11 protein-coding genes are annotated in these 13019 nt (G+C 72.9%); 9 read left to right on the forward strand and 2 right to left on the reverse strand.

Annotation, left to right across the window (positions count from 1 at the left end):
- Positions 1-10 precede the first annotated feature (10 nt).
- The 9 genes from EV386_RS17265 to htpX all read left to right on the forward strand — a co-directional run bounded on the left by EV386_RS17265 (position 11) and on the right by htpX (position 11520).
- On the forward strand, positions 11-4477 hold the full coding sequence (locus EV386_RS17265) for an FtsK/SpoIIIE domain-containing protein (protein WP_130416512.1): 4467 nt from the start codon (positions 11-13) through the stop codon (positions 4475-4477).
- A 101-nt stretch (positions 4478-4578) separates the two neighbouring features.
- Positions 4579-4875 carry a WXG100 family type VII secretion target gene (locus tag EV386_RS17270; RefSeq protein ID WP_130416513.1) on the forward strand — a complete coding sequence of 99 codons (297 nt, stop codon included), beginning with the start codon at positions 4579-4581 and terminating at the stop codon, positions 4873-4875.
- Between the two features lie 261 nt (positions 4876-5136).
- A complete protein-coding gene (locus EV386_RS17275) occupies positions 5137-6546 on the forward strand; it encodes an FAD-dependent oxidoreductase (RefSeq protein WP_130416514.1) in 1410 nt (469 codons plus the stop codon).
- A gap of 100 nt (positions 6547-6646) precedes the next feature.
- Positions 6647-6961, forward strand: coding sequence for a hypothetical protein (locus tag EV386_RS17280; RefSeq protein WP_130416515.1), 315 nt, complete (start codon positions 6647-6649; stop codon positions 6959-6961).
- Positions 6954-8477, forward strand: coding sequence for a hypothetical protein (locus tag EV386_RS17285; RefSeq protein ID WP_130416516.1), 1524 nt, complete (start codon positions 6954-6956; stop codon positions 8475-8477). Before EV386_RS17280 ends, EV386_RS17285 begins: the two co-directional genes overlap by 8 nt.
- Positions 8474-9082 (forward strand): hypothetical protein, encoded by a 609-nt coding sequence (locus tag EV386_RS17290; protein WP_130416517.1) that lies wholly within the window; start codon positions 8474-8476, stop codon positions 9080-9082. Before EV386_RS17285 ends, EV386_RS17290 begins: the two co-directional genes overlap by 4 nt.
- Complete coding sequence (locus EV386_RS17295; protein WP_130416518.1) at positions 9079-9714, forward strand: hypothetical protein; 636 nt, start codon at positions 9079-9081, stop codon at positions 9712-9714. The genes EV386_RS17290 and EV386_RS17295 overlap by 4 nt, the downstream gene beginning before the upstream one ends.
- 1 nt (position 9715) lies before the next feature.
- Complete coding sequence (locus EV386_RS17300) at positions 9716-10495, forward strand: hypothetical protein (protein ID WP_130416519.1); 780 nt, start codon at positions 9716-9718, stop codon at positions 10493-10495.
- Positions 10496-10623: 128 nt separating this feature from the next.
- Positions 10624-11520, forward strand: a complete 897-nt coding sequence (gene htpX, locus EV386_RS17305; protein ID WP_130416520.1) for a zinc metalloprotease HtpX — start codon at positions 10624-10626, stop codon at positions 11518-11520.
- Here htpX and EV386_RS17310 read toward each other — a convergent pair.
- Entirely contained in the window at positions 11514-12410 is an 897-nt protein-coding gene (locus EV386_RS17310) for an HAD family hydrolase (RefSeq protein WP_130416521.1), read from the reverse strand. The genes htpX and EV386_RS17310 overlap by 7 nt on opposite strands.
- An 8-nt stretch (positions 12411-12418) precedes the next feature.
- Positions 12419-12913, reverse strand: a complete 495-nt coding sequence (locus tag EV386_RS17315) for a YajQ family cyclic di-GMP-binding protein (protein ID WP_130416522.1) — start codon at positions 12911-12913, stop codon at positions 12419-12421.
- Positions 12914-13019 lie beyond the last annotated feature (106 nt).

The following is a 13019-nucleotide window of genomic DNA, read 5'->3' on the forward strand; positions in this document are numbered from 1 at the left end:
GGGAGACGGGATGCACCTCAAGGCCACACTGCACCGGGCCGACGGCACGTGTGACGACATCGTCGTGACCGCCGACGCCGGCGCGACCATCGGGGAGATCGCCCAGACGCTCGCGCGCGTCGACCCCCGCGGCGGGCACGGCGACCCCGCGGCGCCGCGCACGCTCGAAGCGCGGCTGCCCGGCCAGGACGCGGCGGTGCGTCTGCCGCCCGAGGCGGCGCTGGGCGAGGCGTGGATCGGCTCGGGCGCCGACGTCGCCGTCGTCGACACGGCCCTGCCCGCGTTCTCCCGCGCCGGCGCGGGCGGCGCACGCGCGGTGCTGCGCGTCGAGGGCGGCGACGTCGTCGCACTGCCCGAGGGCAGCTATGTGGTGGGCCGCGCGCCCGAGTGCGACGTCGTGCTCACCGACCCGCTCGTGTCCAAGCGGCACCTGCGCGTCGACGTGGGCGACCAGGTCGACGTCGTCGACCTGGGCTCGGCGAACGGCACCCTGGTCGACGGAGTGCCGATGCCGCGCCTGCGCGTCGACCGCTCACAGCGCGTGCTGGTCGGTGACACGGTCCTGGTGGTCGAGCGGCGCGGGGACGGCGAGCGACTCAGCGGCGTCGCGCCCAAGGCCGGACCGGTCGCGTTCACCCGCTCGCCGCGCGTCGAGGAGCGGTACGCGGGCCAGGAGTTCGAGGCGCCCGAGGCGCCCGACGAGCCGGAGCCGCGCGAGTTCCCCGTGCTGCTGCTCATCGCGCCCATCCTGCTCGGCATCGCCATGTTCCTCGTCATGAAGCGGCCGACCGCGCTGCTCATGGTCGCCATGTCGCCCGTCATGATGGCGATGAACTACCTCACGCAGGGGCGCCAGGGGCGCAAGCGGGTCGAACGGCAGGTCAAACGGTTCGACGAGCGCCTGCGGTCACTGCGCGAGGCGCTCGCGGCCGAGCGTGAGGTCGAGCGCTCGGTGCGGCTGCGCGAGGCGCCCGCGACCCAGCATGTGTTCGTCGAAGCGATGCGCCACGGTCCGCTGCTGTGGACGCGCCGCCCCGAGCACTGGAGCTTCCTCAACGTCCGTTTCGGCCTGGGCGCCATGCCCACGCGCAACGTCGTCAAGACCACCGACAAGGGCCGGCTCCTGAAGGAGCATCAGGATCAGCTCGACGCCGTCACCACCGCCTACGGCTCCGTCGACGGCGTGCCCGTGGTCGAGAACCTGTACGACGCCGGCGCGTTGGGGTTCGCGGGGCCGCCCGCGCGGGTCGCGGGGGTCCTCAACGCGGTGCTCGTGCAGCTCACCGGCCTGCACGCGCCCAGCGAGCTCGTGGTCACCGCGGCCGTGAGCCCGGTGTGGACGCGCCCGCTGCAGTGGCTCACCTGGGTGCCGCACACCTCCTCGCCGCAAAGCCCCGTCGAGGGTCTGCACCTGGCCGACTCGGCGGGCGGCGCCAGCCGCCTGCTGGCCCAGCTCGAGGAGCTCGTGGCGCAGCGGCTCAAGGCGGGCGCGGCGCGTCGCCGCGGTGCCGTCGACGAGGCGGGCGCGGCGATCGAGCGCGGCGCCGGCGTCGGGTCGGGGGAGGAGTCGGGCACGCACTCCCAGGTGCCCGCGGTCGTCGTGGTCGTCAGCGACGACCTCGACGCCGATCGTGCGCGGCTGGTGCAGCTCGCGGAGCAGGGGCCCGACGCCGGGGTGTACCTGCTGTGGATCGCCTCCGACCCCGCGCGCCTGCCCGCCGCGTGCCGCACCTTCGTCGACGTCAGCGCCGCGCGCCCCCGCGTGGGCCTCGTGCGACTGGGCCGCTGGGCCGACGACCTCGCGCTGGAGGAGCTCGACGGCGCCGCCGCGCTCGACTTCGGGCGTCGTCTGGCGCCGGTGTTCGATGCGGGCGCGCTGGTCGACGACGCGACCGACCTGCCCCGCGCGGTGTCCCTGCCCACGCTGCTGGGGCACGAGCTGTTCGAGTCGGCCGACGCCGTGCTCGACCGGTGGCGGCAGAACCAGTCGGTGTACGACCGCACGGGCGCCGCCCCGGGCCGACGCCGGGCGGGATCGCTGCGCGCCGTCGTCGGCTCGGCCGGCGTCGACGCCCAGCACCTGGACCTGCGCGCGCAGGGCCCGCACGCGCTGGTCGGCGGCACGACCGGGTCGGGCAAGTCGGAGTTCTTGCAGGCGTGGGTGCTGGGCATGGCCGCCGAGTACAGCCCTGACCGTGTCACGTTCCTGTTCGTGGACTACAAGGGCGGGTCGGCCTTCGCCGACTGCGTCAGCCTGCCGCACTGCGTGGGCCTGGTCACCGACCTGTCGCCGCATCTGGTGCTGCGGGCCCTGACGTCGCTGCGCGCCGAGCTGCACCACCGTGAGCGGCTGCTGCACCGCAAGAAGGCCAAGGACCTGCTCGAGCTCGAGAAGCGCGGCGACCCCGAGACGCCGCCCGCGCTCGTCATCGTCATCGACGAGTTCGCGGCGCTGGCGGGCGATGTGCCCGAGTTCGTCGACGGCGTCGTCGACGTCGCGCAGCGGGGCCGCTCGCTCGGCATCCACCTCATCATGGCCACGCAGCGCCCGGCGGGCGTCATCAAGGACAACCTGCGGGCCAACACCAACCTGCGTGTGGCGCTGCGCATGGCCGACGCCTCCGACTCGACTGACGTCGTCGAGGTCCCCGACGCCGCGTTCGTGGACCCCGGCATCCCCGGCCGCGGCCTGGTCAAGACCGGCCCGGGCCGGGTGCAGGCCTTCCAGTCGGCGTACGCGGGCGGATGGAGCACGCGCGCGCCCGAGCGGGCGAAGGTGCTGGTGTCCCAGTTCGACTTCGGGCGCGAGACGCGCTGGGAGGAGCCCGCCGACGACGCGGCGTCCCACGCTCCCGAGGACCTGGGGCCCAACGACCAGCAGCGGCTCGTGGCGCGCGTGGTCGAGGCGTTCCGCCGCGGCGGCCTCGCGGCGCCGCGCCGCCCGTGGCTCGACTCGCTCGCCGACGTCTACGACCTGACGTTGCTGCGCCAGCGCACCGACGCCGAACTGCTGCTGGGCGTGGCCGACCTGCCCGAGCGCCAGGCGCAGCAGCCGGTGTACTTCCGCCCGGACCAGGACGGCAGCCTGGGCGTGTACGGCACGGGCGGCGCCGGGAAGTCGACGGCGCTGCGCACCCTCGCCACGGCGGCGGGCGTCACCCCGCGCGGCGGCCCGGCGCACGTGTACGGGCTCGACTTCGCGAGCGGCGCCCTGCGCATGCTCGAGTCGTTGCCGCACGTGGGGGCCGTGGTCAAGGGCGAGGACGCCGAACGGGTCGTCTCGCTGCTGCGGATGCTGCGGACCGAGCTTGACGCCCGCGGCGAGGCGTTCGCCGCCGTCAGCGCCGCGAGCATCACCGAGTACCGCCAGATCACCGGGCGCCACGACCTGCCACGCCTGCTGCTGCTCATCGACGGGTTCCCGGCGTTCCGCGACGACTGGGAGGTGGGCGCCGGTCGCGCCGAGTGGTTCGACACGGTCCGCGACGTGATGTCCGACGGCCGCGCGCTGGGCCTGCACGTCGCGTTCACGGCCGACCGCTCCGGCGCCGTGCCGACGTCGGTGCGCTCGCTGGTGCAGCGCAACGTGCTGCTGCGGATGAGCGACGAGGGCTACCTCGCGTTCAACGCCCCGCGCGACGTCATCACGCCGTCGTCGCCGCCGGGGCGCGCGCTGGTCGACGGGCTCGAGGTGCAGGTCGCCGTCGTCGGCGGCGCGACGACGGTGGCGGGGCAGGCTCAGGCGACCGAGCGGTTGGCCGAGTCGATGCGCCGGGCCGGGGTGACGCCCGCCGCCCCGGTGCGGGTGCTGCCGCAGGCGTACCGTGCCGCCGAGCTGCCGGCCACCGTCGGCGGGCGCCCGGTGCTCGGCCTCGACAACCTGGCGCTCGCACCCCTCGGGTTCGACCCGCGCGGCACGATCGTGGTCGCGGGCCCGCCCGGCTCCGGACGCAGCAACGCGCTGGCGGCGATGGCCCAGGCGGTGCTGCGGGCCGACCCCGCGGCCCGCTGCTACCTGATCGCGCAGACCCGCTCGCCGCTGGTCGGGCAACTGCCGTGGGCCGACGTGGCCGAGGGCGTCGAGAAGGTGATCGAGCTCGCCAAGGACCTGCTGGCCGCCGTCACCGACGAGGAGACCGAGCCGGGCGTCGTCGTCGTGGTCGAGGGCATCAACGAGTACCTGCAGACGCCGGCGGACAAGCCGATCCAGGAGCTGACGAAGGCCATCCGCAAGAGCGACCACCTGCTGATCGCGGAGGCGGAGTCCTCGGCGTGGGCCTCGACGTGGCCGCTGCTGGCGGAGGTCAAGGGCTCGCGGCGCGGTCTGCTGCTCCAACCGGAGGGCATCGACGGCGACTCGATCCTCAAGACGTCGCTGCCGCGCGCCGCGAAGGGCGAGTTCCCGGTGGGCCGCGGCGCGTGGGTCGAACGCGGCAGGCATGTGCGCGTGCAGCTGCCGCTGGTGCTGGGGCAGTGATGGGCACCCCTCCCCATCGACGGGCTCGCGTGACCTGACTTAGCCTCCTGGCGGAGAGGGCGGCCGCGGGGGCCGGCCACAACGAGCGAGAGGGACCACCGATGTCCAACCTGAACGTGACTTACGCCGAGCTCGACGCCACCGCCAACCAGCTGCAGCAGGGCCAGGGCGACCTCGAGCAGATCCTCGGGCACCTGCAGCAGCTCGTCGCCAACCTCGTGTCCTCGGGCTTCGTCACGGACGCGGCGTCGGGCGCGTTCCAGCAGTCGTACGACGACTTCACGACGGGCGCCAAGCAGACCGTCGCCGGCCTCGAGGGCATGGCGCAGTTCCTGAAGACCAGCGCCCAGACGCTGTCCGACGTCGACGCGCAGCTCGCCCAGGGCATCCGCGGCTGACGCCCACCACGCATGAGGCGGCCTCGGGCAGCGCCCGGGGCCGCCTCACCCACGTCGACGAGACCGCGCGAGCGCCAGGGGCCGGGCTTGTGCGGATGGTCCGCCGTCCGTGGAGGTTCCGTCCAGATCTTGGGACAGGTGATCCGTCCGGGCTCGGCGCCGCCGGCGCGCCGTAGAATCGTGTGTCGAAACGGGCAGCCGGCGTGTTCGCACTACGTGGCGCCTGGCACGTGCACCCCTGACTGGAAGGCCCCTTCCGCTGTGACCAGCATCCGTCCTCTCCGTGTCGCGATCGTCGGCGCCGGACCCGCCGGCATCTACGCGGCCGACATCCTGTCGAAGACAGACCTGGACGTCTCGATCGACCTGTTCGAGCGCCTGCCGGCCCCCTTCGGGCTGGTGCGCTACGGAGTCGCGCCGGACCACCCGCGGATCAAGCAGATCATCGTGGCGCTCCACAAGGTGCTCGCCCGCGGCGATGTGCGCCTGATCGCGAACGTCGACTACAGCGTCGACGTCAAGTTGGAGGACCTGCGTCAGTTCTACGACGCCGTCATCTTCTCGACGGGCTCGATCAAGGACGCCCCGCTGCCGCTGCCCGGGGTCGACCTGCCCGGCTCGTTCGGCGCCGCCGACTTCGTCTCCTGGTACGACGGGCACCCCGACGTGCCGCGCACCTGGCCGCTCGAGGCCAAGACCGTCGCGGTGCTGGGCGCCGGCAACGTCGCGCTCGACGTCGCGCGCATCCTGGCCAAGCACGCCGACGACCTGCTGCCCACCGACATCCCGGCCAACGTCTACGAGGGCCTCAAGGCGTCCCCCATCACAGACGTGCACGTGTTCGCGCGCCGTGGACCCGCGCAGGTCAAGTTCTCGCCGCTCGAGCTGCGCGAGCTGGGCCACGTGCCCGACGTCGACATCGTCGTCTACCCCGAGGACTACGACTTCGACGAGGGCTCGATGGCGGCCATCGAGTCGTCGAACCAGACCAAGCAGGTCGTCAAGACCCTCACCGACTGGACGCTGACCGACCCGGCGACGCAGACCGCCTCCCGCCGCATCCACCTGCACTTCCTGCACCAGCCCGACGCCATCCTCGGCGACGGCAAGGTCGAGGCGCTGCGCACGGAGCGCACCGCGCTGCAGGGCGACGGCACCGTGCGCGGCACGGGGGAGAAGCACGAGTGGCCCGTCGAGGCCGTGTACCGCGCGGTCGGCTACTTCGGCTCGCCCCTGCCCGAGGTCCCCTTCGACCAGGACCGCGGCGTCATCAGCAACCGCGAGGGCCGCGTCGTCGACCTGGTCGGCGACCACCTGCCCGGCGTCTACACGACCGGGTGGATCAAGCGCGGCCCGGTGGGGCTCATCGGCCACACCAAGTCCGACGCGTCCGAGACCATCCGCCACCTCGTCGAGGACGTCACCGGAGTGGGCGACGGCGGCGACGTGTCGACCGGCGACCTCGCCGGCGGCCGCACGGCCGCGCACGCCGACCCGCAGGCCGTGCTCGACTTCCTCGCCGAGCGGGGCGTCGAGTTCGTCGAGTGGCACGAGTTCGAGCTGCTCGACCAGCACGAGCGCACCCTGGGTGAGCCGCACGGACGTGAGCGCATCAAGGTCGTGCCGCGTGAGGAGATGGTCGACGTCGCCAAGGGGCGCGCCGGGCGCTGAGGTCGACAACGCCGGGGCCACTCGATGGGGAGTGGTCCCCATCGACGTCCGCTGAGTCGGTCAGTAGTTTCCTGAGGGCGACGACCGAGGAGGCGATCGAGTGGCGAGCGGGTACGACTTGGAGATCGACATGACGTCGCTGCGGGAGTTGGCGGACGACCTGCAGATGATCATGGAGGCGTTCGAGGACGCCGACGACAGCGCTGAGAGTGCCCGGCATGCGATCGGACACGACGAGTTGTCCGGTGTGGTCGAGGACTTCGCGGACAAGTGGCGGGTCAAGCGCGGGAAGATGACCGAGGCCGTCACGACGCTGCAGGGCGTTCTGCAGGGCGTCGTCGACAAGTTCACCGAGGTCGACGCCGAACTGGCCAAGGCGCTTGAGGACGCCTCCCGGAGCGTGGGCCGTGGCTGACGTCGAGTTCGAGCCGCTCCTCGGCGACCCGAGCCTCGTCGAGCGCAAGGGCGAGGAGTACAAGAACGTCGCCGACGCCATCCGGCGCTCGTTGGTGAACCTGGACCGCATCACCGAGGAGATCCGGACCAAGTCGCTCGCGATGGACGAGACGCGCAAGCTCGCCGGCGACGTGCGCGACGACATCGTCCGCGCGCTCGACCGCTACAGCGAGACCGGCGAGGCGCTCACCTCCTACGCCCATGGTCTGAGCACCGCCCAGGCCCAGGCCAACGCCGCGATCCTCCACCTGCGCCACGCGCAGAACGACCTGGAGGACGCGGCCTGGGCGGTCTGGGTGGCCAGGAACGACGCGGAGTCGCTCACGGTGGACGCGTCCGCGGCGCAGCGCCAGAGCGCGGACCGCGCCGTGGCTCGGGCGCAGCGCCGTGACGCGGAGGCCCTCGGCGAGGTCGCGCGCCGCGAGCAGGAGTGGCGCGAGGCTCGGGACGCCAAGGACGCCGCCGCGCGTGCCGCGCGGGACAGGATCCTCGACGTCGTCGAGGGCAGCCGCACGCACGGACTGCGCGACAGCGGCTGGGATATCGTGGGCGACTTCGCCGCGGGCGTCTACAAGGTCTTCAAGGCGATCTGTGAGATCGCGGCCATCCTCGCGCCGATCCTGTCCTGGGTGCCGGTCATTGGAACGGCCATCTTCGCGCTCGGGTTGATCGGGACGCTGATCGGGCTGGCCGAGGCGATCGTGACCTTGGTGCGGGAGCGGACGGAGGGCGCGCTCGGCGGGGTCGCGCTGGCCGCGCTCGGCCTGTTCGGCGCCAAGGCCGTCACCGCCCTCGGCAAGTTCGCCTCCGCGCGGCTGGTGGTGGCGACCGAGGCACAGATCCTGGCGACAGGAGCGAAGGCCGCGCCGCGGGTCGCGAGCGCACGTCTGGGCGCGGGGGCGATCCGCGACGCGAAGAGCTTCCTTGAGCCCGCCCAACTGAGGAAGACTGCGGCCGAGGTGTTCGACCCGCGCACCAGCCTGCGCAAGACTCCGGAGTGGGCCAAGGCGCTCAAGGAGGGCAAAGGGCTCCGCGAAGCGTTCGGCAAGGGGTTCCCGGACTCTCCTCACGCATGGCTGGGTGTCGACGACGACATCGCTCAGGCGTGGAAGTCCGTAGGCATGACGCTGCGCGACGGGCCCAACCCGCTGTTCGCCGCCAGCCTGGCCGACGACCCGCTCGCGGCAGCCGCGCTTCGCGTCGGAACCGCGCTCAACGGCGCGCAGATCGCAGTCCGGTTCGATGGCGTCAGGTCGGACGTCACGGCCGCGGTCGACGCGTTCAGCGACGGGAACATCGTCGACGGCGTCCTGAGCGTGGCCGACTCGGCCAACGGTGTGGCGGACAACGGCGTCGTCGCGGACGCTCTCGGCGTCGCGCACGGGATCAACGACGTGGCCAACGCGGTTGACGACCACGACCTGCTCCAGGGCGGCGAGATGCGTGACGTCATCGGCCCAGGTGGCAGACCGTGAGGCAGGCCGTCGTCACGGGATACACGCTTGCGTTCACCGACCGCTGGTTCCCGCTTCCCCCGCCGGCGACGGCCGACTGGGCGCGGGGGCTCGCGGGCGAGATCCTGGGCCGGGCGGACGACGAGGCGCGCGTCGCCGAGCTTGAGCGCGCGCTGCGTGAGGTCGAGGAGGCGGCTCGCACCGTCGACCTGCCCGCCCAGACCGCGGCGGTGCTCGCCCGCACGCCGGGCGCGCCCGTGCTCGACGCGACGCTCATCGTCGGCGTCCACCCGCACGCGACGCGCGAGCTGTTCGAGCTGCGGATGGCCGAGTGGCGCGACGGACGGTTCGCGGGCGGCGAGGTCATGTCCTTCACCGAGGTGACCTCGAGCACCCCCGCGGGCGCGATCGTCGGATGCCACCTGCTGGTGGGACGTCGCGACCCACACTCCGACGCCGGTGTCGCCTACCTCGAGGAGCGGGTCATGCTCGGGGTCGTCCCGGACGTCACACGAGGCGTCATCGAGGTCACCGCGGTCGCGGCCCACTTGGGGGCCTTCGCGGATATGGCGCAGGAGGTCCTCGACCTGGTCGCAGCATTGAGCGTCACGACGGAGAACGCATGAGCATCACCACCACGCAGCGGGGGCGGCTGCGCCGCATGGCCGGCGGCCTGACCATCGTTCTGCCGGGCTCGTGGATCAACGTGCCGCTCGCGGATCCCGAGGAGACGACGGCGTTCGTGCGCCGGGTGGTGCGCGAGCGCGTCGGGGTCGCCGATCGGCTCGCACGGATGCGACGCCTGACCGCCGACGATCTCGTCGCCAACGCCCGCGACGCGGCGAAGGTGGGTGTGCACACCTATCTCATGGCGCTTGAGCTCTACCCGGGCATCCCGTTCCCGGCCGCGCTGCTCCTGTTCGACGCGTCATGGCCGCAGGGATCGGCGCCGGCCCCCGACGCGACCGCGCAGGAGGTCGGCGCCGCGCTGGCCGCCGCGTTCCCCGACGGTGAGCTCGGCCACCTCTCGCACGGCGCGGTCTCCCGCACCGCCACGGTGACGAAGGAGCCGATCGCCGACACCGACAGCGTCCGGCTCACGATCGACTACCGCATTCCCTACCCGGACCGCACGCGGCTGCTCGTGGGCCGGGCCACGATTCCCGCCCTGCCGTCCGCGGAGCCGTTCGCCACCCTGATCGACGCGATCGTCGACTCCATCCAGTTCCCCGTGGCGAGCGCGGACGCGGTGAGGTGAGATGCGACTCAAGCTCGCGCCGTGGGACCCCAACCCGGCCAAGCCGCTGTGGCTGTCCGACCCGCACAGCGCCGACGGCGCACGCCCGTCGGCGCTCGCCGTCGCGCTGCGCCCCTTCGGGTACCTGCTGTACGCCGCGTTCTTCTGGCTGATCCTGCTGATCGTGATCGGGCTGGCGGTCGGTTTCGTCGTCTTCGCCGCCGTCGCGACACGCCCCGACGGCCCCCTGTCCGACGTGGCGTGGGACGGCGCCGTCTCAGGTGCGGTGGAGGGGTTTGGGCGCGTGGGGGCGGTGCTCGTGTGGCTCGTGGTCGCGGTTCTCGCCTCGATGTGCTTCGGAGCGGCGATGCTCGTCTACCTCCCGCTGTCGACCGCAGCCGCCGCGCTGGTCGCGAGTCTGGCGTTCGCGCGCTCGCTCCAGCACCGGTACCGCGAGGAGAAGATCACCGGCACGTCGTGGGCGCGTCCGGGGGACACGCTCGGGTTTCGGTGGCCCGGGCCGGACGGGCGAGGACTGGCGATCACGATCCCCGTGCGCCGCACGCCCTACTCCATCGCGGTGGTGAAACTCGTGCACGCGGGCTACTTCGTCAAGCGGTGGACGTTCCTGGCCGGATGGGCGATCGGCGTGAGTTACGTCGCGACGCTGGTGATCGTCTGGCACGACGTTCCGCCGACAGTCACGGTCGTCGCCGCCGTGGTGGGCGTCGTCGGTCTCGGTCTGTCCGTCCCCGCGTTCGTGCGCGCGCGCCGGGAGTACGTCGACCCGCGGTCGCGCTGACACCGCGCGCCCCGGGGGCGCGCGCGGCACGCCGGGCGCGCCCGCGGCGGGAACCGTGGCCGCTCCCGTCGCGTTCTTCCCGGCAGGGTCGCGCACGCTCGACGCGCGGACCGGGAGGGAATTTCACCATGGGTCAGCGCAACCACTTCAACGGCCTGAAGACCGCCGCACTGTTCGGCGTGATGTGGGCTGTCGTGCTCGGCGTCGGCTGGATCGCGGGCGGCGGCACGCCGCGCCTGCTGTGGCTGTTCACCATCGCGGGTCTGGTCATGACGTTCGTCGGGTACTGGAACTCCGACAAGATCGCCATCCGCGCCATGCACGCCTACCCGGTGACCGAGCTCGAGGCGCCGCAGATGCACCGCATCGTGCGCGAGCTGTCGACGGCGGCCCGCCAGCCGATGCCGCGCCTGTACATCTCGCCCACGCGCGCGCCCAACGCGTTCGCCACCGGCCGCAACCCCAAGAACGCGGCGGTGTGCTGCACCGAGGGCATCTTGCAGATGCTCGACGAGCGTGAGCTGCGCGGCGTGCTCGGCCACGAGCTCATGCACGTCTACAACCGCGACATCCTCACGGCGTCGGTCGCCTCGGCGCTCGCGGGCGTCATCACGTCGCTGGCGCAGTTCCTCATGTTCTTCGGCGGTGGCAACCGCCGCGAGGGCGGCAACCCGCTCGCGGCGCTCGCGATGGTGATCCTCGCGCCGATCGCCGCCACGCTCATCCAGCTCGCCATCTCGCGCACCCGCGAGTACGACGCCGACGAGGACGGCGCGAAGCTCACGGGCGACCCGTTGGCGCTCGCGAACGCGTTGCGCAAGCTTGAGCAGGGCACTGCCGCGGCGCCGCTGCCGCAGACGCGCGAGCTGGAGAACGTCAGCCACCTCATGCTGGCCAACCCGTTCCGCGGCGCGGGCCTGGCCCGGCTGTTCTCGACGCACCCGCCGATGGCCGAGCGCATCCGCCGCCTGGAGTCGATGGCGGGCGGGCACGGCTTCGGCCCGGGCGGCATCACCCGCTACTGAGCGGCGAGCGCGGCCTCAAGAGCCGCGGCGACGCCGTCGGCGTCATTGCTCGCGACGACGGCGTCGGCCGCGGCGAGCACGTCGGGGTGCGCGTTGCCGACGGCGACGCCGCGCCCGGCCCAGCGCAGCATCGGCAGGTCGTTGGGCATGTCGCCGAAGGCCCAGACGTCGGCGGCCGCGATGCCCTCACGGGCGCACCAGCGCGCGAGGGCCGCGTCCTTGGTGACGTGCGGGGCGAGCAGCTCGGCGAGCCCGCCCGCGCCCGAGTAGGCCAGATTGGCGCGGGGGCCGACGACGGCGCGCACGCGGCCGAAGAACTCCTCCTGCGCGGCGGTCGCCGCCACCGGCGCCGTGGCGGGCGTGCTCCACGCCTCGCCGTCGCCTGTGGACCCCGCCGTCGCCGCGTCGGCTTCGGAGTCCAGGTGCGCGTCGAGCGCCAGGATCTTGCCCACCGGCGCCGCGCCGCGCCCGAGCGCACTCTCGACCCCCGGGGTGATCCAGGCCGGGTCGAGCGCCTCGCCCGAGCGGAACGCGGCGTCGTACACAGGTCCGTCGACGCGCTCGAACGCGAGCGCGACGCCCGGCAGCGCGACCCGCAGATCGGCGACCAGCCCGCGGGCGGCGTCGTCGGCGAACCCGTCCACCTCCAGCGCCCGGCCGGCCGCCAGGTCCCAGACCGCCGCGCCGCCGAGGCACACCACGCGTCCGTGCCCGCCGACGACGTCGGCGAGGTGCCCGAGCCAGCGCGGCGGGCGGGCCGTGACGAACAGCACCTCGACGCCGGCGTCCTCGGCGGCCGCCAGGGCGTGGCGCGTGCGCGCCGACAGCGTGCCGTCGCCGCGCAGCAGCGTGCCGTCCAGGTCGGTCGCGACCAGGCGGGGCAGGGGCATCGCGAGGCTCAGCGGTAGTTGGTGAACTGCAGGGCGACGTCGAGGTCCGCGCCCTTGAGCAGTGCGATGACCGACTGCAGGTCGTCGCGCGACTTGCTCGTCACACGCACCTCCTCGCCGGTGATCTGCGTCTTGACGCCCTTGGGGCCCTCGTCGCGGATGAGCTTGGTGATCTTCTTCGCGGCCTCGCCGCTCAGGCCCTCCTTGATCGAGGCGGCCAGGCGGTACTCCTTGCCCGAGGGCTTGGGCTCCTTGTCGCCGGTGTCCAGGGCCTTGAGCGAGATCCCCCGCTTGATCAGCTTGGTCTCGAACACGTCAAGGATCGCCAAGACACGCTCGGCCGAGTTGGCGACCATGAGGATCGACTCGCCACTCCAGGTGATCGAGGCGCCGACGTTCTTGAAGTCGTAGCGCTGCGAGATCTCCTTGCTGGCCTGGTTGAGGGCGTTGTCGACCTCCTGGCGGTCGACCTTGGAGACGATGTCGAACGACGAGTCGGCCACGGCGGGCTCCTTGGGTGCTCGGGAACGGTCTGCTGACGCTCACCGTATCCGTCCGAGCGCCGCGATTTCACGACGAGGCCGATCGGGCGCTATCGTTGCTCCCGCC

The sequence above is a fragment of the Xylanimonas ulmi genome (assembly GCF_004216535.1).
Taxonomy (GTDB): Bacteria; Actinomycetota; Actinomycetes; order Actinomycetales; family Cellulomonadaceae; genus Xylanimonas; species Xylanimonas ulmi.